The following is an 18,893-nucleotide window of genomic DNA, read 5'->3' as shown; positions in this document are numbered from 1 at the left end:
AGCGATCAGCGCAGCAGCAGGTTCGGCTGCAGCAGGTACTTGTACGAGTCGTTGCCCGCCTGATCGACCGAGGTCTGGCTGGTCACCAGGATCGGACTCAGCTTGTTGGCGTTGTCGCTCGAGGTGAACGTGACCCTGACGAACTCGCTCTTGACCGCGCCCAGAGCCTCGATGAGGTACTGCGGGTTGAGACCGAGCGTGACCTCGTCGCCACCGGACAGGTGCGCGTCGACGGATTCGGATGCCCTGGCCTGCTCGCTGCCCGAGGCATCCATCGTCACGCTGTCGCTGGAGAACGTGAATTTCAGCGGGGCCGCGCGGTCGAGCACGAGGGCGACACGACGTACGGCCTCGATGAGATCCGCGGTGTTGACGACGGCGTAGTGGTCGGTCTGCTCGGGGAACAACCGGCGGACCGGCGGGAAGTTGCCCTTGATCAGGAGCGAGGTCACGGTCTTGTTCCCTGCGGTGAAGGCGATGATCTCACGATCGCCCTCGCCGGAGAACGCGACCTCGATGTTGCCCGCGTGAGCGAAGGTCTTGCCGACCTCCTGCAGAGTGCGCGCCGGGACGAGCGCCGTTCCTTCGCTGGCATCGCCGTCCCAGGGGACGTCACGGAGCGAGACGCGGTAGCGGTCGGTCGCGACGAGACTCAGGCTGTGACCGGAGACCTCGAGCTGCACGCCGGTGAGCACGGGGGTCACGTCATCGCGGGAGGCTGCGAAGCCGACCTGGGCGATGGCGGTGCCGAAGTCCTCGGCCGGCACCACGCCGGAGGACCCGCTGACCTCGGGGATCGACGGATATTCCTCGACCGGCATGGCTGCGAGCGTGAACCGGGCGGATCCGCAGGTGACGGCGATCCCCCCATCGTCGCCGAGGGCGATCTCGATCGGCGCGTTGGGGAGCCGGCTGGCGATGTCGGAGAGCAGGCGGCCATGGACCAGGATCGTGCCCGGCTGCTCGACGGTCGCCTCGATGGTCGTGCGCGCAGATGCCTCGTAGTCGAAGGCGGAGAGCGTCAGTCCGTTGTCGCCCGCCTCGATCAGCACGCCGGCCAGGATCGGCTGCGGGTTGCGCTGGGGCAGGAGCTTGACGACGAAGGACACTGCTTCGCTGAAGACATCGCGGTTGACCTGGAACCTCACGGGCGCTCCCTCGTCGTTTTCACAAGAATCCGACGCGAGCGCGGCTCACGTCAGGGCTTCCCATCGTAGCCCCACACCGTGGCCGCGCCGTAAGGCCGGGTTTCTTGTGGTTTCCACACCTCCGAGGTGATCGGATCGCCCTCTCTCCGGGTTAACTCCTTAACGGTGTTAACAGCTGTGGATACTGTGGATAACTCGGTGGATATCAGTGGAGAGTAGGAAACTACACGGCTGTGAGATGTGGAATCCCTGAGGAATCCGGGGAATCCGGCGATGTGGACGACGGCAGGATGCTTCTGGGTTATCCACAGCAACGAGCTCGGAAATGTGATTCATCCCGTTAACCTCGGCTGTCATCCACAAGTTATCCACATGTGCAAAGGTCGTATCGGATGCGTGTCGAACGCGTCAAGTCGACCGTTTGGGGGACAGCGTCAGCGTCGCCCGAGCTGGGTGGTGATCTCGGTCACCTGGTTGTAGATCGAGCGGCGCTCCTTCATGAGCTCGCTGATCTTCTTGTACGCGTACATGACGGTGGTGTGGTCGCGATTGCCGAACAGCTGACCGATCTTGGGGAGTGAGAGGTTCGTCCGCTCTCTGCAGAGGTACATCGCGATCTGTCGAGCCGTCGCGATCTGCTGCGACCTGCTCGATCCGTAGAGGTCGTCGACGGTGAGCTTGAAGTAGCCCGCAGTCGCGGTGATGATGTCGGTCGGCGAGATGATGTTGTCCTCCGCCGTGTCGACGATGTCGCGGAGGACCGTCTGGGCGAGGGCGATGTCGAGCGCTGAGCGGTTGAGGCTCGCGAAGGCGGTCACCCGGATGAGGGCGCCTTCGAGTTCGCGGATGTTGGAGGAGACGACGGTGGCGATGTACTCCAGCACCTCGTCGGGGATGTGCAGCGACTCGCTCTGTGCCTTCTTGCGCAGGATCGCGATGCGGGTCTCCAGGTCGGGCGCCTGCACATCGGTGATGAGGCCCCACTCGAACCGGCTGCGCATGCGGTCCTCGAAGCCGGTGAGGTGCTTCGGCGCGACGTCGCTCGTGATGACGACCTGCTTGTTGTGATCGTGCAGGGTGTTGAAGGTGTGGAAGAACGCCTCCTGGGTCTCCGCCCTCCCCTGCAGGAACTGGATGTCATCGATGAGGAGGATGTCGACATCGCGGTAGCGCGCTTGGAACGCGGAGCCGCGGTTGTTGGCGATCGAGTTGATGAAGTCGTTCGTGAACTCCTCGCTCGAGACGTACCGCACCTTCACGCCCGAATAGAGAGACTGCGCGTAGTCGCCGATGGCGTGCAGGAGGTGGGTCTTGCCCAGCCCGGAGTCCCCGTAGATGAAGAGCGGGTTGTACGCCTTCGCCGGTGCCTCGGCGACGGCCACGGCCGCCGCGTGCGCGAAGCGGTTGGACTGGCCGATGACGAAGTTGTCGAAGGTGTACTTCGGGTTCAGCCGGGATTCGTGCCTCATCGCCGTCGGCTGCTCGATCGGCGACTCCGGTCGGGGCTGCTCGCTCCTGGCGAAGTCCGGCACCGCGATCGGAGCGGTGGGCTGGTCGGCGAGCTCATGGTTGACGACGACCCGGAAGGAGGTGACTTCCTCGCCGATCGTCGCGAGCGCCTCCATCATCGGCACACGCAGGCGCTTGTTGATCTGCGCGGCGGTGAGATCGTTCGGCACATCCAGGTAGAGGGTGGCGCCCATGATCCCCGCGGGGACCGCCAGGGAGAGGAAGCCGTGCAGCTGCGGGGTGACGCGATCGTCACCGATCAGGATCTCCCGCACCTCGTTCCAGACAGGGACGTCGGGATAGGCGGGAGTGGTCATGGCGCTCCGGTCGTGAAGGTCGGAGAGTCGCGGGCCCCCCTGTGGATAACTACTCGTGCCACGGTAGTCATCGCACCGATGAAGGGCAACCTGCGCCCGGAAAATCAACGGGCGTGTTGTGCCGGTCGGTTCATCCACAGCTGTGGATAATGGCTGTGCGCGGTCTGTTCCGGGCGCTGCTGCGTCGCCGGGCGATTTGCTCTGCGCTCGGCTCTGACGTACTCTAAATCGGTTGACTTATGCCCATTCGGGCAGTTTCCAAATGTCTCCGGTCGAACGCATCCGGTGACAGTCGTCCCCGGAGTGATCTCATGAGCAAGCGCACCTTCCAGCCCAACAACCGTCGTCGCGCCAAGAAGCACGGCTTCCGCGCCCGCATGCGCACCCGCGCCGGCCGTGCCATTCTGTCGGCCCGCCGTGCGAAGGGCCGCACCGAGCTCTCCGCGTAACCCGCTGTGCTCGCCCGTCCGCATCGACTCACCCGCGGCAGCGACTACCGACAGGTGGTCCGACGCGGTGCCCGGTGCGGAGGGCCTCGGCTGGTGGTCTCGATCCTGACGACCGCCGAGACGGAGCGAGCGGCCCGATTCGGGTTCATCATCAGCAAGCAGGTGGGTACCGCAGTGATCCGCAACACCGTGCGTCGTCGGCTCAAAGCCGTGTGCGCCGAGTTGCTCACCGAGGTTCCTCAGGGCACGGATGTCGTCATCCGTGCCCTTCCTGTGTCTGCGACCGCCTCCTTCGCCGAGCTCCGCTCCGACGTGACGCGGTGCATCACTCGTCAGCTCCGGCCGGTGTCGCGATGAGTGCGCTCCCGTCGTACGCCTCAGGCTCCGCGCACCTTCGTGCATCCGATGCGCTGCGCAGCATCCCTCTCGTACCCCGCAATCTCGTGTTGGGTTTCCTCACCGCCTATCGTGCCGTGATCTCCCCGCTCTACGGAGACGTGTGCGCGTACTACCCGTCGTGCTCCGCATACGCTGTAGGTGCGGTTCAGCAGCACGGCGCCGTCAAGGGCGCGGCGCTCTCGGCCTGGCGCATCCTGCGATGCAACCCCTGGACTTCGGGCGGCGTCGACGACGTCCGTCCCCACGACCATTTCCGATACGACTTGACCGCCCGAGGTTTCGTCGTGCCTCTTCGAAAGGACTGATCAGTGGGCCTGGACCTTCTGCTCGCCTCTGCGACACCGTCCTCCGAGTCATCGGGGGGCGGCTTCGATCTGCTCGGCACTATCCTCTGGCCGTTGAAGTGGGCGGTCGAGCTGATCCTCGTCGCCTGGCACTGGCTGTTCACCACGGTCGGCCTCGGCGCAGCATCCGGGATCACCTGGATCCTCTCGATCGTCGGCCTCGTGATCGTCGTGCGCGCAGCGGTCTTCCCGCTCTTCGTCCGTCAGATCAAGAGCCAGCGCAAGATGATGGAAATCGCTCCTGAACTGCGCAAAGTCCAGGAGAAGTACCGCGGCAAGAAGGATCAGCTCTCTCGTGAGGCGATGAGCCGCGAGACGATGGCGCTGTACAAGAAGCACGGCACGACGCCGATGTCGAGCTGTCTGCCGCTGCTCGTGCAGATGCCGATCTTCTTCGCCCTGTTCAGTGTGCTCAACGACGTCACCAAGCATGCGGATGCCGGGATCGGAGGCGTCGGTCTGCTGAGCGCCGAGCTCACCAAGCAGTTCTACGACGCGACGATCTTCGGCACCGTCTCCCTGCACGGGACGCTCGGCAACGCCATCGAGACGCAGAACGTCACGGCGATCATTCTGCTGGTGATCCTCGTCGTGCTCATGATCGCGTCGCAGTTCTTCACTCAGCTGCAGATCATCTCGAAGAACCTGTCTCCGGAGGCCAAGACCGGCCAGGCGTACCAGATGCAGAAGATCATGCTCTACATCCTGCCGTTGGGCTTCATTTTCTCCGGTGTGTTCTTCCCGCTCGGTGTCGTCGTGTACTGGTTCGTGTCGAACCTCTGGACCATGGCCCAGCAGTTCCTGGTGATCCGTGAGATGCCGACGCCTGGCTCGGAGGCCGCGAAGGCGCGCGAGGAGCGGCTTGCTCGCAAGGGCAAGGCGATCGATGGATCGGGCAAGGTCGTCCCGATGGCCGTGTACGAGGCGGAGCAGCAGCGGCTGCTCGAAGAGGCCGAGCGCGCGAAGGCCGAGGCCCCGAAGCGTCAGCAGCCGGTGGGCAAGAAGCGCGCCAAGAAGAAGGGCAGCAACTGATGAGCATCGACGACGTGGTGGAGCGCCAGGAACCGAGTGTCTCGGATCTCGAAGCCGAAGGCGACATCGCGGCGGACTTCCTCGAGGAGCTGCTGGATATCGCGGACATCGACGGCGACCTGACGCTGGATGTCCGCCAGGGACGTGCCTATGTTTCGGTCGAGGCAGAGGGAGACGGCCTCGCGCTTCTCTCGGGCCCCGACACCGTGCAGGCGCTGCAGGAGCTCACGCGCCTTGCGGTGCAGAGCAAGTCCGGTGCGTTCTCGCGGTTGATCCTGGATGTGGGCGGATCACGGGATGCGCGCCGTCGTCAGCTCGAGCGCCTGGTCGACGCCGCCGTGGCGAAGCTGGATGAAGGAGCCACCAAGGCGTCGCTTCCCGCGATGTCCAGCTACGAGCGCAAGCTCGTGCATGACATCGTGTCGGAGCGCGGACTTGTCTCCGAGTCCTACGGGGACGGTGCGGATCGCCACACCGTGATTCGCCGGCACTGATGTTTCACGTGAAACATCCCGCACGATGAGTGACCTCGAGACCGAGCCGGCTGCGGCACAGACACTGTTCGGCGACCGCATCGACGCAGCGCGGGCCTTCACTGCCGCCCTGGCTGAGCAAGGTGAAGAGCGTGGTCTGATCGGACCGTTGGAGCTGCCCCGTCTCTGGACCCGGCACATCCTGAACTCCGCCATTGCCGCGCCTTTGTTCACGGGTCGATCGGCGGATATCGGATCCGGTGCCGGTCTCCCGGGAATCGTCCTGGCGATCGCGCGACCTGATGTGCATTTCACCCTGGTGGAGCCGATGGAGCGTCGGGTGAACTGGCTCGATGAGCAGGTATCGGAGCTGGGGCTGGACAACGTCGAGGTCGTGCGTGCTCGGGCAGAAGACGTCGGCCTCGCGGGGTCCTTCGACGTCGTGACCGCCCGCGCTGTAAGTGCGTTGCGCACACTGATCCCGATCACCGCACCGCTCGTTCGCAGCGGGGGAGAGCTCGTGCTGCTCAAGGGAATGAATGCCCCGGTGGAGATCACCGCGGCAGAGAAGCAGATCCGGCGCTTCTTCCTCAGCGATGTGCGGGTTGAGGTCCTCGGTGAGGGTGTGATCCCGGAGGAGACCCGAGTCATTCGCGCGTTCGTCCGCGCCTGATGATCGGCTGAACGGGGGAGCGTTTCATGTGAAACACTCCCCCGTTCTTTGTGAGCGCGTTGTCCATGACGTACGCGCACCCATGAGATTTCGCGCCGAAGATCGGCGGTGACGAAGTGTTGCCGGGATCGGCGCCTGCGTTCTTGGTATGGATGGATCCTCTGTCCGGCATTCCCGCGGGTGGAGCGAAGAGGATGAGGTCAGGTAACCGACCATTCTTCCGTCGGAACCGGTCCGTGTTGGCGTGCAGATGGGGAGTGATCTGGTCTGACGCCACTCGCCCGACACCGACTGCTGACACTGTTTCACGTGAAACATGCCGTCGGCGCGGCGAGCCGTGGCGTGGGTGGTGACGCCCCACCTGCAGGGCGCGCCACACGATGGTGGACCGGATCATGGATGGCCGGTGTCGATGGCGATCAGACATGAGTGGTCTTCGATCATCCGGCGAGGTGGGCCGACGAGATGTTCATAGGTCCGCGTCGCACGTCCTCTCGTGTTTCACGTGAAACATCACTCGCGCTCGTCGTGGAGTCATGAGGGCGTGACTCTGCCCGTGAAATGCTTTCGATGAGGAGCATGCGGCCACGCGCGCGGGTGATCGAGTGACCCTGCGCTGCAGCGGACCGAGGCGAGAAGTGACCACTGGTCGGTGGGACGGCCCGCTCATGGGGTCGCGTGATTGTGTTTCACGTGAAACAACATGACCACGATCAGGACGGATAGTCGCGTGGCCAGGAGCGATCCATCATCTGTACGCAGCGTCCGAAGGTTCGTCGTGTCCCTGACCTCGATTAGAGTTGGATGCGGCCCCGAAAGGAGTGGATGTTTCACGTGAAACAGTCCGAACAGACATCGCCGGATCAAGGCTTCGGGATCGACACCCCCCTCGCCCGGGAACTCGCGGATCTCAGTGCCCGTCGCCGATCCCTGGAAGCCGTGGAACTCCGCTTCGATGGCACCCAGACGCGCATCCTCACGATCTCCAACCAGAAGGGCGGCGTCGGCAAGACGACGACGGCGGTGAATGTCGCGTCCGCTCTGGCCGGACTCGGCGCAAAGGTTCTCGTCATCGACCTCGATCCGCAGGGCAATGCCTCCACCGCCCTCGGAGTGCCGCACAGCGCCGACGTACCCAGCGTGTACGACGTCCTCATCGATGACTCCCCGCTCGTGAATGTGATCCAGCAGAGCCCGGAGTCTGAGAATCTGTTCTGTGCGCCGAGTACGATCCACCTGGCCGGTGCGGAGATCGAGCTCGTGTCGCAGGTGGCTCGTGAGCACCGCCTCTCGCGCGCCCTCGAGGGGTATCTCGCGGAGCATCCCCTCGACTTCGTCATCATCGACTGCCCGCCGTCGCTGGGGCTTCTGACCATCAACGCCTTCACCGCCGCGTCAGAGGTCTTCATCCCCATCCAGTGCGAGTACTACGCCCTGGAAGGGCTGAGCCAGCTGCTCGGAAGCATCCAGATGATCCAGAAGCACCTCAATCCGAAGCTGCATCTGTCGACGATCCTCCTCACGATGTACGACGGTCGCACCCGCCTCGCTCAGCAGGTCGCCGATGAGGTGCGCAACCACTTCCCGGAGCAGGTGCTGCACACCGTCATCCCCCGTTCCGTCCGGGTGTCCGAGGCGCCGAGCTTCGGGCAGACCGTCATCGGCTACGACGGATCCTCGGCCGGTGCGATCGCCTACCGGGAAGTAGCCGTCGAGATCGCGCGGCGTACGCCCGCACACAGCACCACGCAGAGCAAGGAGAACTGATGGCCAAGCGAACCGGACTCGGGCGGGGGATCGGAGCCCTCATCCCCACGACCGACCAGGCCGAGCGCCCCGTCGACGTCTTCTTCCCCGGCGCGAAGATCACGCCGACCGCGGAACAGGATGCCACGGCTGAGCTGGCCGCCATCCCCGGCGTGCGACTGATCCAGGTCGACCCGAACGCGATCGTCCCCAACCCTCGTCAGCCGCGAACCCACTTCGATCCCGAGGATCTGGCCGAGCTGGTGCACAGCGTGCGCGAGTTCGGCGTCCTCCAGCCCGTCGTCGTCCGGCTCAACGCCGAGGGTGCGTATGAACTGATCATGGGCGAGCGCCGCACCCGTGCCGCACGCGAGGCCGGGCTGGACACCATCCCCGCGGTCGTCAGGGAGACCACCGACGAGGACCTCCTGCGCGATGCTCTGCTCGAGAACCTGCACCGGTCAGAGCTCAACCCCTTGGAAGAGGCATCCGCCTACCAGCAGCTGCTCGAGGACTTCGGCATCACCCAGGAGGAGCTCGCGAATCGCATCGGTCGCTCGCGGCCGCGGATCAGCAATACCATCCGCCTGCTCAAACTGCCGATCCCCGTCCAGCAGCGCGTCGCAGCCGGCGTCCTCTCCGCCGGTCACGCGCGAGCCATCCTCAGCCTCGACGACCCGGAGGCCATGCAGAAGCTCGCCGACAAGATCGTCAACGAGGATCTCTCGGTGCGCGCGGCGGAAGAGGCGGCGAAGAACACGCCGAAGGCGGGCGCGGGGAAGCTCTCCAAGCCGCAGCCGGGTGCGCGCCGTGCGTACCTCGACGAGGTCGGCACGAAGCTCGGAGATCGCCTGAACACGCGCGTCAAGATCAATCTCACGGCTCGGAAAGGCCAGGTCGTCATCGATTTCGCTTCGATCCAGGACCTCAACCGCATCCTCGCCGAGATCGGCGAAGAGGGCTACGCCTCCTGACATCCGCGTCCCGCGATGCCCGGTGTCGATGAATCAGGGCGTCGCCGCTCCCCTCGCGCACCCAGAGTCGTAGACTCGCGGTGAGCGGGGGGAGTTCTCCATGTCAGACGGCAGGACAGCACGACCGGGCGGACGCATCAGCGGACGTGTCATCGGCATCAGCATCGCGGCGGCCCTCGGCGGGTTCCTCTTCGGCTTCGACACCGCGGTCATCAACGGCGCGGTGGATGCTCTAGCGGGGGCCTTCGATCTCGGCGCCGCGCTGAAGGGCTTCGCGGTCTCCTCCGCCCTTCTCGGCTGCGCGGTCGGGGCCTGGTTCGCAGGGTCCCTGGCGAACCGATGGGGGAGGATCCCCGTGATGGTCATCGCCGCCATCCTGTTCCTCGTCTCATCGATCGGTTCGGGCTTCGCGTTCAGCGTCGTCGACCTCATCGTCTGGCGGGTGATCGGCGGGTTCGGCGTCGGCGCGGCATCCGTCATCGCGCCCGCCTACATCGCCGAGGTGTCGCCGGCTCGCATCCGAGGGCGACTCGGCTCCCTGCAGCAGCTCGCCATCGTCCTCGGCATCTTCGCCGCGCTCGTGTCGAACGCGGCCCTGGCGAACGCCGCCGGCAGCGCCGCCTCTCCGCTGTGGTGGGGGATCGACGCCTGGCGCTGGATGTTCATGGCAGAGGCGATCCCCGCGATCGTCTACGGCGTGATGGCGTTGCGCCTGCCCGAGTCGCCACGTTTCCTCGTCGCCAGGGGTGAGATCGACAAGGCATCCCAGGTGCTGTTCGACTTCTCCGGCGAGACGGACGTGAACCTCAAGATCGAGGAGATCCGTTCCACGTTGAACGTGGAGAAGAAGGAGTCCCTCGGAGACCTCCGCGGCAGCCGATTCGGCCTGAAGCCGGTCGTGTGGGTGGGCATCCTGCTGAGCGTGTTCCAGCAGTTCGTCGGCATCAATGTGATCTTCTACTACTCCACGACGCTCTGGCTGTCGGTCGGCTTCGATGAGTCGAGCGCACTGTTCACCTCCGTGATCACGTCCGTCACGAACATCGTGGTGACGATCGTCGCGATCCTGCTGGTGGACAAGGTCGGCAGACGCCCGATGCTGCTCACCGGATCGATCGGCATGGCGGTCACCCTCGGCCTCATGGCGGTGGCCTTCTCGTTCGGCACGCTCCAGGACGGCAGCGTCGTCCTGCCGCAGCCGTGGTCGCTGATCGCGCTGATCTGTGCCAACGGCTTCGTGGTGTTCTTCGGCGCGACCTGGGGACCGTTGGTCTGGGTCCTGCTGGGGGAGATGTTCCCCAACTCGATCCGCGCAGGGGCGCTCGCGGTGGCCGCCGCCGCGCAGTGGATCGCGAACTTCTTCATCTCCACGACCTTCCCCGCCTTCGCGGAGATCGGCCTCACGTTCGCCTACGGCTTCTACGCCTTCTTCGCGATCCTGTCGTTCTTCTTCGTCTACTTCCAGGTTCCGGAGACCAAGGGCCGAGAGCTCGAGTCGATGACCGATACCGTCGAGGTCGTGCGCCGGGGGCGTCCGAAGCGCGCGTAGGCTGGATGCATGACCGAAGCCATCCCCCGTCGTGCCAGCCTCGAAGTGCTGCGCGCGGAAGCGGCGGACGAGCTCGCAGTGTTGATCCAGGAACGGCTGCTGAGCGGCGAGGACCCGTGGGACTTCATGGAGGAGCTGCCCAGCATCGACGAGCTGGTCGTCTATCTGCTCAGGGCCGACAACATCGCCGCGAACGACGGGGTGCGCCCCAACGCCGCCAGGAACTATCGCGTGATGCGGCAGATCGCGCTGGAGTATCCCGAGCTCACCTCGGCGGTCTGGGGCCTCATCGGCGATGGACCCTCGTACCGCCGCTGGGACGCGACGATCGCCGACGCCTCCTGACGCCTCTCCGCAGACACCACGCGGGATACGACGAAGGCCCGCCTCGAATGAGGCGGGCCTTCGTCGTCGGGATGACCGATCAGCCGAGGAACTCGGCGAGATCCTGCTCGAGAGCGAACTTCGGCTTGGCGCCGATGATCGTCTTGCGCTCCTCACCGGCGGCGAAGACCTTCATCGCCGGGATCGAGGTGATCTGGTACTTCATCGCCAGCTCGGGGTTCTCGTCCACGTTGAGCTTGAGGATGGTGATCTTGTCGGCGTTTTCGGACTGGATCTGGTCCAGCACGGGCGCGACCATGCGACACGGGCCGCACCATTCCGCCCAGAAGTCGACCAGGACGGTGCCATCGGCCTGCAGCACGTCCTGATCCCACGTCGCCTGGCTCGTCGCCTTAGCAGTCATCAGAGATCTCCTTGTTCGGGGTGTCGCCTGCTACAACAGCGGGCGAGGGGAAAGTGTTCCGCGGCTCTCAGGCCACGATGACCTCGGCGGCCTCGGCAGCGGGCTCCTCCACCGAGGCATCCTCGAGATCTGCGAGGAAGTGCTCGGCGTCCAGGGCCGCGACCGTGCCGGAGCCGGCGGCCGTGATGGCCTGGCGGTAGTGCGGGTCGATGACGTCGCCGGCGGCGAAGACACCGGGCACCGAGGTGACCGAGCTGCGGCCGTCGACCCAGATCGTGCCCTCGGACGTCAGCGTCAGCTTGTCGTGCACGAGGTGGGTGCGCGGGTCGTTGCCGATGGCGATGAACAGGCCGTCCAGCGGCAGGTCGCGCAGCGACCCGTCGACGGTCGAGCGCAGCTGCACGCCGGTCACGCTGTCTCCGCCGAGGATCTCGGCGACCTCGCTGTTCCAGACGAACTCGATCTTCTCGTTCGCGAAGGCGCGCTCCTGCATGATCTTGGATGCCCGCAGGGTGTCCTTGCGGTGGATGACGTAGACCTTGTCCGCGAAGCGGGTGAGGAAGGTCGCCTCCTCCATCGCCGAGTCGCCGCCGCCGACGACGGCGATCGTCTTCTCGCGGAAGAAGAATCCGTCGCAGGTGGCGCACCAGGAGACGCCGTACCCGGAGAGACGCTCCTCGCCCTCGATGCCGAGCTTGCGGTACGCGGAGCCGGTGGCATAGATGAGGGTGCGGGTCTCGTGCTCCGCACCGGAGCCGAGGACGACCTTCTTGACGGGGCCGTCGAGCTCGAGCGAGGTGACATCGTCGTAGACGACCTCGGTGCCGAACTTCTCCGCCTGCTGCTGGAGCTTGGCCATGAGGTCGGGGCCCTGGATGCCGTCGGGGAAGCCGGGGAAGTTCTCGACCTCGGTCGTGTTCATGAGCTCTCCGCCGACCTCCACGGAGCTCGCGATGAGCAGCGGCTCGAGGTTCGCGCGTGCCGCGTAGATGGCGGCCGTGAATCCGGCGGGGCCGGAGCCGATGATGATGACCTGACGCATGTGCTCTCCGTCGATGGATGGGTTCTCCTGCTTCAACAATGGTAGCCGCGCGGCATTCCCGCAGCCGTCGGCGCGACGACGCCCTGCTCAGGGGATCCGGCGGGTCAGCCAGTCCACGACGGTGAGAGCCTCCCGGCGCTGGAAGGCGCGCAGCTGGGTCATCCCCGTCGGCGCAGGCAGCCGGCACTTCTCGAACCATGCTCCGCCGATCGCTGCCAGCAGCGCGTTCTGCTGCGCTGCCGTGCTCTCCGCGAAGACTGGATGCCCGAGCAGAGGGTCGACGGGAGCATCCGGATCCGCCACGAGAAGATCGAGCAGGTAGAGCAGGGCGTCCTCCCATCCGGCTCCCCGGGCGGCCCACGGCCAGTCCAGAAGACGCGCGTGCCCTGTCGTGTCGATGAGAATGTTGTCCGCTCGGAGGTCGCCGTGGATGAGGCGATCGCCGGCGACGGCCTCACCCACCCCGGCAGCCAGGTCCTTGAGGGTGTCGACCCGCTCCCGGCACCACGGCGTGGTCTCCCCGAGGAGACCGTCGGCCTGCAGGCGGTGCCAGGAGCCGGAGTCCGGGCTGAGCTCGTCGGAGAGCGTCGGCAGCGCGGCGGACGCCCGTGTGAGCGACAGCGCGTGGATGGCGTCGAGGACGTGAGCGGTGTCCGCGTCCGCGGCATCCTGCCGGGGGTGCCTGCCCACGACGTGCTCGATGACGAGGACGAACCATCCCTCCTGCTCGAAGGCGTCGAGGAGACGGGCGGCTGGCAGTCGAGACGGCAGACCGCGCAGGATCGTGGCTTCCCGCGTGTACAGCTCATACGTGCCCTCGGTGGACGTCGGGATGGCCTTGACGAACAGGCGGGTGCCGTCGGCGAAACCGACCTGCGACGCGACGCCGGTCGAGAAGCCGCCATCGGGCGTGGTCGCCTCGGTCTGGAGACTGCCCGCGATGCCCTCGACGCGGTTCCGGATGCCGTCGGGAAGGTCAGACCATTACGCGCGTGCCATCCGGAAACCCTACCCGCCAGGGATCCGGCATCCGATCCTGCGGATCAGCGCCCAGGCAGGAAGCGCCGGACGAGGGAACCGGCGACCTTCAACTCGGGGGCGCGAAGGATCCAGAGGAAGAGGATGTAGACCACCAGAGCGGCGGCGCCGATGATGCCGCCGCCCAGCGCACCGAAGATCTTGTCGACGACGGTCCACCCCCCGACGCCGCCCAGCAGCACGAAGACGCCCCACCCGGCCGCTGCGGCGGGGATGGCGGCGAGGGTGAAGCGCCCGAGGGCGAGCATCCATCGTCCGGTCTCGAGAGAGCCGAGGCGGCGGCGAAGCAGCACGGTCGCCACGATGGTCTGCACGGTGCCGGCGATCGACTGGCTCAGCGCGACGGCCGCGGCCAGCAGGGTGAGCGGAAGGACGCCTGCAGCGGAGAGGGCCCAGGCCGCGCTGGCGCCTGCCGCGATGAGCACGCACTGGAACAGCGTGAAGAAGAACGGCGTCCGGGTGTCGCCATAGGCGTAGAACGTGCGCTGCACGATGAAGAGGACGGCGAGCGAGAGGAGCCCCGCCAGATAGCAGATCAGCACGACGGCGGCGTCGACGGCATCCGCCGCGGAATTCGTGAAGATGCGCGACAGCGGAACGGCTGCGGCCACGACGGCCGCGAGAGCGCCCATCAGGAAGAAGCCGAGCGTGCGGATGCTGCGTGAGATGTCGGCGCGGACGTCGTCGTCGCGTCCGGCGCTGGCGTGCTCGGAGAGCTGCGTGAAGTACGGGGTTCCGATCGAGTGCACGATGATCGAGTACGGCAGCATGAAGATGAGCCACGCGTTGTTCATCACGAAGAGCCCGGCACCATATCCGGATGCTTCGCCGACGACCCAGTTCTGGTAGAAGCCGGCCGCCATGCTGGAGATCGCCATGAGCAGCGTCCACCCGGCCACCCGGCCGACGTTGCCGAGCCCGACACCGCGCCAGCGGAAGTCGACCTTCAGGGCGAGCCCGGTCTTGCGCCAGAACACGAGCAGGATGAGCGCCTGAACGGCGATCCCCGCCGTCGCGACACCTCCGAGCCACGCGATCATCTCCGGTGTCCAGGCGTCGACATCGACGAGGTTGCTGCCGAACATCGCGCCGACCACGAGGAACCCCACGATGGAGATGAGGTTGTTCGCGATCGGTGCCCAGGTGAAGGGCCCGAAGATCCGCCGGGCGTTGAGCGTCTCACCCAGCAGGGCATAGAGGCCGTAGAAGAGGATCTGCGGCAGGCACCAGTAGGCGAAGGCCGTGGCGAGAGCGAGCTGCTCGACGTTGTACGACTTGAGCTGCAGGGAGACGAGCCACGGTGCGGCGAGCATCGCGGCCGCCGTGGCGATCACGAGCACCACGGTGCCGAGGGTGAAGAGCTTCGAGATGAAGGCGTTGCCCCCGTCGGCATGGCCGGATGCCTTCACGATCTGCGGGACGATCACAGCGGTGATCACACCCACGGAGATGAGGTTGAACACGCTGTTGGGCAGCTGATTGGCCACGGCGAAGGCATCCGCGGTCTGCGACCCCACCGCGCCGACGACGCCGACGAGCACGATGGTGCGCAGCAGCCCCGTGAGGCGGGAGACGAGCGTTCCCGCTCCCAGCAGTGCGCTCGCGCGTCCGAGACCGCTCATCGTTCTCCTTCTTCGGATGCGTCGTCCGAGCCCGCTTCAGAGCTCGCTGAGCTTGTCGAAGCGCGCTCTGAAGGGTTCGCTTCGACAAGCTCAGCGAGCTGAGGGGAGGTGGGCTCAGCGAGCTGAGGGGAGGTGGGCTCAGCGAGCACTGACGCGTCGGCGTGCTGCGGCTCGCGTCGACGCCGGCGGATGGTGCGGACGATGCCGAAGCCGAGCAGCAGCACGATGATGCCGCCCAGCACGCCGAGGCCGATGTTCTCCCATTCGGCGCGCACCGTGACATCGGCGCTCTGCGGCAGGCCGATGGGGACGCCGGTGGGGCTGGTGAGGCTGAAGCGCACGTCCAGCTCGCCGCTGGCGACCCTGGCAGCCACGGGCAGCTGGATCCGGGTGTTGCCGGAGGCGGTCGCCTCCACCTCGGTGTACGGCTCGATGTCGATGCGCGGATCCGAGGGGCGCACCTCCAGCGTCAGCGAAACCGGCCAGGGCAGGTCGTTGCGGATCCAGACCGGCAGGGCCACGTTGGCGCTGATGAGCTGGATCGGTCCGGTGTAGGGCTGGATGTCCACGGCGTTCAACGTGTCGACGGTGTCGGTACGGTGCGCGGCGACGGTGCTGGTGAATGCGTCTTCGGCGGCTCCGACGGCGAGCAGACGGAGGATGCGGATGCGCTCTGGCGTCAGAAGCACCTGCGGGTCGTCGAGGATCGTGGCGAACGCTGCCAGGCGCGACTCATCATCGAGCAGCTGGGTCACGGCCGCCGCGCGGGAAGGATCGGCCTCGGAGGAGATCGTCCCGCTCACGGGCGTCGTGCTCCGCAGCGCGTCCAGCGGCTGCGCCGCCACGACGCCGATCGCCTCGCGCAGGGCGTCTGCCGTGCGGGTCTCATCGCGTTCGAGGCCGACGAGGACACCGGATGCCGGTCGACCGGAGAAGCTGAGATCCGCGGTCGCCTGGGCCAGAAGCGCGGCGCGCTCGGTCGGCGAGGTCGTGGCCGCGGCGGTGGAGAGCAACCCCGAGAGCTCGTCGTCGAGGACGAGCACCCGGCTCTCTCCGATGACGGCGTTCGCCCCGGCGGCCGATACCGATGCACGCGGGAGCACCGTCACGGCATCCGTACCGAGGAACCCGGAGAAGGCCGACAGGTCTGCGGCTGTCACCTGACCCCGCGGCCAGAGCACGCCGGGCAGCGAGCCGTCGATCGCCGTCAGCTCCTCGACCGAGGGAAGGGGGGTGGTCTCCTCGGTGGGAGAAGGTGAGGGTGTGGGCTCCGCGACCAGGTTCTCCGCGTCGATGAGCGGGTCCAGCGTCGTCGGCGCCAGCAAGCCGTCGAGGCCCGCTTGCGCCTGGGCCGAAGCATCCGCATCGCCGAACTGGAGCGCGAACCTCTCGTTCGGCAGGATCTCGAGTCGCTCCAGCCATGCCGAAGCGCTCTCCGGCGCTGCGGTGCCGAGAACCCGGATCGCGGCGATGATTGCGGGGTCCACGGCGAGCACGGCGGACGTGCCTGCGACACCATCGAGCTGCGCATCGAGCGCACCGCCGTCCGCGGTCAGCTCGGCCAGCTCCGAGGAGCTCAGGAGCACGCCGGAGGAGGGCGTCGCGGTGATCGGCACGAGGACGGACACCTGCGCCGGTGCGCCGGTGCGCACCGTGAGCAGCGACCGTGCCGAGAGGTTCCACAGCGTCCCGCTCTCGGACCCTTCGACCGAGCTCAGGGATGCGCGGATCGGATACACGCCGGGCGTGAGATCCTGCAGATCCTCGGCGGCGACGAACACCGCGGCGGTGATGTCGTCCTGCGCCGGCACGGCGGCGGTCGGGGCGCTGTACACCTGGTCGAAGGCATCCGGTGCCGTGCCCTCCTCGACCCACGCCTGCACGGCGGTCGAATCCGCGAGCGGGGTGCGCCCGAGCTCGACGGCGAGCACGCCGGTGCTCAACTGCTCTCCGACGCCGTTCTCGATCGTCGCGGTCGCGGAGAGCGAGGACCCGGCGGCCATCGCCCCGTGCGAGCCGAGCGTGAGCGCGAGCTCGACCGTGCCGTCCTGCGTCTGCTCCTCGTCGACCGCGGCATGCGCGGGCGTTCCGAGGACGAGGATCGCGAGGATGCCGACGACGAACGCCGCGAGCACGGCGGCGAGGCGCCGGTGGACACGCGGAGCGGGTCGGGGGATGATCACGGTCTTCGGGTCTTCCTCGACCGCCGCGGCGGACGGTTCGTGAGCAGTGACCCTGTGATTCTAGGCCGCGCGCCGTTGCTCAGCCTGAAGGCGCGTAGAGTGACGCCCGTGTCAGACAGCGCCCTCCCCTCCTCCGATCCGCATCACGTCGCAGCGCTCGCCGCCGATCTCGACGCCGCGGACCTCCGTTCGGAACCCCTCCGTCAGCTCTGGGGAGCAGAGGCGGACGACGCCCTGGCGCGGGGTCTGCGCACCCCCATCCTCCGGGCGATCGCGAAGGACGACGGCTCGCTCGCGACGCTCGGCCGGCTGCTCGTGCTGGGGATGGCGCAGGAACGGTCGGCGGTGGCGGCGGCACTTCCCCGCCTCGGCGTCGACGGCCTGTGCGCGCTCGGCCTCGCCGAGGCGGATGCTGCGACGGTGCATCCTCTGGCGCTGATCCGCCCGCAGTCGTTCGTCGATGCGGACGGCGTCGGAGAGTGGTGGATCGCCAGCGATCTCGACGAGGTCGCCCTCGGCGCAGAGCTTCCCCCCGATCACGTGCTCGGCGTGGGCGGCGCCTCGCGAACGCTCGCCGAGCTCATCGTCCCCGGTCCCGTCGGCCGGGCGCTGGATCTCGGCACCGGCTGCGGCATCCAGGCCCTGCTCGTGGCCAGGCATGCGGGTGTCGTCGTCGCGACGGACGTCTCCGAGCGCGCTCTGGCGTTCGCCGAGCTCAACGCCCGCCTCAACGGCGTGGGCAACATCGAGTTCCGCCTGGGCAGCATGTTCGAGCCGGTGGCGGGAGAGTCCTTCGATCTCATCGTCTCCAATCCGCCGTTCGTCATCACGCCGCGGGTCGAGGACGTCCCCGCCTACGAGTACCGGGACGGCGGTCTCATCGGCGACGCCCTCGTCGAAGCCTTCCTCACCGCCGTGACCGACCATCTCGCACCCGGCGGCATCGCCCAGCTCCTCGGCAACTGGGAGACGAGGAGCGCACCGGGGCTGGAGCGGGTCCGATCCTGGATCGCCGACGACCTGGATGCCTGGGTCATCGAGCGGGAGGAGTTGACCCCGCTCGGCTACGCGGAGCTGTGGATCCGCGATGGAGGGACGACGCCCCGCGATGCGGCGTTCGATCGTCTCCTCGGGGCATGGCTGGACGACTTCCAGCACCGCGGCGTCTCGGCCGTCGGCTTCGGATATGTGCTGCTGCGCCGTCCGGCATCCTCCTCTGCGGAACCGCTGCGACGCTTCGAACGCGTCGCGCAGCCGATCTCGCAGACCGGTCTCGCTCTGAGAGCGGGACTCGAGGCGCACGACGCCCTGGCGGACGGCCTTCCCGCCGTGCTCTACGTCGCCGGAGACGTGACCGAGGCCAGGCACCTCATGCCCGGTGACGACGACCCGAGTGTCATCGAACTGCGTCAGGGTGGCGGTTTCGGGCGGACGATCTCGGTGGACACCGCGCTCGCCGCCTTCGTCGGCGCCTGCGACGGCGACCTCACCGTGACACAGATCGTCGGGGCCATCGCCGATCTCTTCGAGGTTCCGATGGCACAGCTCTGGGAGGACATCGAACCGCGCATCCGTCGTCTCGTGCAGGACGGTTTCCTGCACGGCTGATTCGGATGCCCCGATCGAGCGGCGTGGCCGCGCGACGGG

The 18,893-nt window shown here is 66.9% G+C and carries 18 protein-coding genes; 11 read left to right on the top strand and 7 right to left on the bottom strand.

Annotation, left to right across the window (positions count from 1 at the left end; translation table 11 throughout):
• Nucleotides 1-5: 5 nt before the first annotated feature.
• Together dnaN and dnaA are read right to left on the bottom strand one after the other, a co-directional pair.
• A complete protein-coding gene (gene dnaN / locus ACWGJP_RS06015) occupies nucleotides 6-1,148 on the bottom strand; it encodes a DNA polymerase III subunit beta (RefSeq protein WP_452328843.1) in 1,143 nt (380 codons plus the stop codon).
• Between the two features lie 434 nt (nucleotides 1,149-1,582).
• Nucleotides 1,583-2,974: a chromosomal replication initiator protein DnaA gene (gene dnaA / locus ACWGJP_RS06010; RefSeq protein WP_452328842.1), complete on the bottom strand. Its 1,392-nt coding sequence runs from the start codon at nucleotides 2,972-2,974 to the stop codon at nucleotides 1,583-1,585.
• A 311-nt stretch (nucleotides 2,975-3,285) separates the two neighbouring features.
• Between dnaA and rpmH the strand changes: the two genes are divergently transcribed.
• The 10 genes from rpmH (at nucleotide 3,286) to ACWGJP_RS05960 (ending at nucleotide 10,958) form a co-directional block, all read left to right on the top strand.
• Nucleotides 3,286-3,423, top strand: a complete 138-nt coding sequence (gene rpmH, locus ACWGJP_RS06005) for a 50S ribosomal protein L34 (protein ID WP_022879826.1) — start codon at nucleotides 3,286-3,288, stop codon at nucleotides 3,421-3,423.
• A gap of 6 nt (nucleotides 3,424-3,429) precedes the next feature.
• Complete coding sequence (gene rnpA / locus ACWGJP_RS06000; protein WP_452328841.1) at nucleotides 3,430-3,780, top strand: ribonuclease P protein component; 351 nt, start codon at nucleotides 3,430-3,432, stop codon at nucleotides 3,778-3,780.
• The gene (gene yidD / locus ACWGJP_RS05995) at nucleotides 3,777-4,127 is read left to right on the top strand and encodes a membrane protein insertion efficiency factor YidD (RefSeq protein WP_452328840.1); all 351 of its coding nucleotides are present in this window, start codon (nucleotides 3,777-3,779) and stop codon (nucleotides 4,125-4,127) included. Before rnpA ends, yidD begins: the two co-directional genes overlap by 4 nt.
• A gap of 9 nt (nucleotides 4,128-4,136) precedes the next feature.
• Nucleotides 4,137-5,198: a membrane protein insertase YidC gene (yidC, locus tag ACWGJP_RS05990; protein WP_452329501.1), complete on the top strand. Its 1,062-nt coding sequence runs from the start codon at nucleotides 4,137-4,139 to the stop codon at nucleotides 5,196-5,198.
• Nucleotides 5,198-5,692, top strand: coding sequence for a Jag family protein (locus ACWGJP_RS05985; RefSeq protein WP_452328839.1), 495 nt, complete (start codon nucleotides 5,198-5,200; stop codon nucleotides 5,690-5,692). The genes yidC and ACWGJP_RS05985 overlap by 1 nt, the downstream gene beginning before the upstream one ends.
• Nucleotides 5,693-5,717: 25 nt before the next feature.
• Nucleotides 5,718-6,344 (top strand): 16S rRNA (guanine(527)-N(7))-methyltransferase RsmG, encoded by a 627-nt coding sequence (gene rsmG, locus ACWGJP_RS05980; RefSeq protein ID WP_452328838.1) that lies wholly within the window; start codon nucleotides 5,718-5,720, stop codon nucleotides 6,342-6,344.
• Nucleotides 6,345-7,169: 825 nt separating this feature from the next.
• Nucleotides 7,170-8,111 carry a ParA family protein gene (locus tag ACWGJP_RS05975; protein ID WP_452328837.1) on the top strand — a complete coding sequence of 314 codons (942 nt, stop codon included), beginning with the start codon at nucleotides 7,170-7,172 and terminating at the stop codon, nucleotides 8,109-8,111.
• Nucleotides 8,111-9,064 carry a ParB/RepB/Spo0J family partition protein gene (locus ACWGJP_RS05970; RefSeq protein WP_452328836.1) on the top strand — a complete coding sequence of 318 codons (954 nt, stop codon included), beginning with the start codon at nucleotides 8,111-8,113 and terminating at the stop codon, nucleotides 9,062-9,064. The genes ACWGJP_RS05975 and ACWGJP_RS05970 overlap by 1 nt, the downstream gene beginning before the upstream one ends.
• A gap of 100 nt (nucleotides 9,065-9,164) precedes the next feature.
• Nucleotides 9,165-10,613, top strand: coding sequence for a sugar porter family MFS transporter (locus ACWGJP_RS05965; protein WP_452328835.1), 1,449 nt, complete (start codon nucleotides 9,165-9,167; stop codon nucleotides 10,611-10,613).
• 9 nt (nucleotides 10,614-10,622) lie between these two features.
• On the top strand, nucleotides 10,623-10,958 hold the full coding sequence (locus tag ACWGJP_RS05960; protein WP_452328834.1) for a tryptophan synthase subunit alpha: 336 nt from the start codon (nucleotides 10,623-10,625) through the stop codon (nucleotides 10,956-10,958).
• A 79-nt stretch (nucleotides 10,959-11,037) separates the two neighbouring features.
• Here the strand turns inward: ACWGJP_RS05960 and trxA are convergent, their stop codons facing one another.
• The 5 genes from trxA to ACWGJP_RS05935 form a co-directional block, all read right to left on the bottom strand.
• On the bottom strand, nucleotides 11,038-11,361 hold the full coding sequence (gene trxA, locus ACWGJP_RS05955; protein WP_452328833.1) for a thioredoxin: 324 nt from the start codon (nucleotides 11,359-11,361) through the stop codon (nucleotides 11,038-11,040).
• 67 nt (nucleotides 11,362-11,428) lie between these two features.
• Complete coding sequence (gene trxB / locus ACWGJP_RS05950) at nucleotides 11,429-12,403, bottom strand: thioredoxin-disulfide reductase (RefSeq protein WP_452328832.1); 975 nt, start codon at nucleotides 12,401-12,403, stop codon at nucleotides 11,429-11,431.
• Nucleotides 12,404-12,490: 87 nt separating this feature from the next.
• Nucleotides 12,491-13,345, bottom strand: coding sequence for a phosphotransferase (locus tag ACWGJP_RS05945; RefSeq protein ID WP_452329500.1), 855 nt, complete (start codon nucleotides 13,343-13,345; stop codon nucleotides 12,491-12,493).
• Nucleotides 13,346-13,446: 101 nt separating this feature from the next.
• Complete coding sequence (gene murJ / locus ACWGJP_RS05940; protein WP_452328831.1) at nucleotides 13,447-15,063, bottom strand: murein biosynthesis integral membrane protein MurJ; 1,617 nt, start codon at nucleotides 15,061-15,063, stop codon at nucleotides 13,447-13,449.
• Nucleotides 15,060-17,246, bottom strand: a complete 2,187-nt coding sequence (locus ACWGJP_RS05935; protein WP_452328830.1) for a DUF6049 family protein — start codon at nucleotides 17,244-17,246, stop codon at nucleotides 15,060-15,062. Before ACWGJP_RS05935 ends, murJ begins: the two co-directional genes overlap by 4 nt.
• A gap of 108 nt (nucleotides 17,247-17,354) precedes the next feature.
• Here ACWGJP_RS05935 and ACWGJP_RS05930 point away from each other — a divergent pair, with 108 nt between their 5' ends.
• Nucleotides 17,355-18,854, top strand: a complete 1,500-nt coding sequence (locus ACWGJP_RS05930; RefSeq protein WP_452328829.1) for a class I SAM-dependent methyltransferase — start codon at nucleotides 17,355-17,357, stop codon at nucleotides 18,852-18,854.
• Nucleotides 18,855-18,893: the final 39 nt, after the last annotated feature.

The organism is Microbacterium sp. NPDC055903 (assembly GCF_053615555.1).
This window is presented reverse-complemented; position numbering and strand designations above follow the sequence as displayed.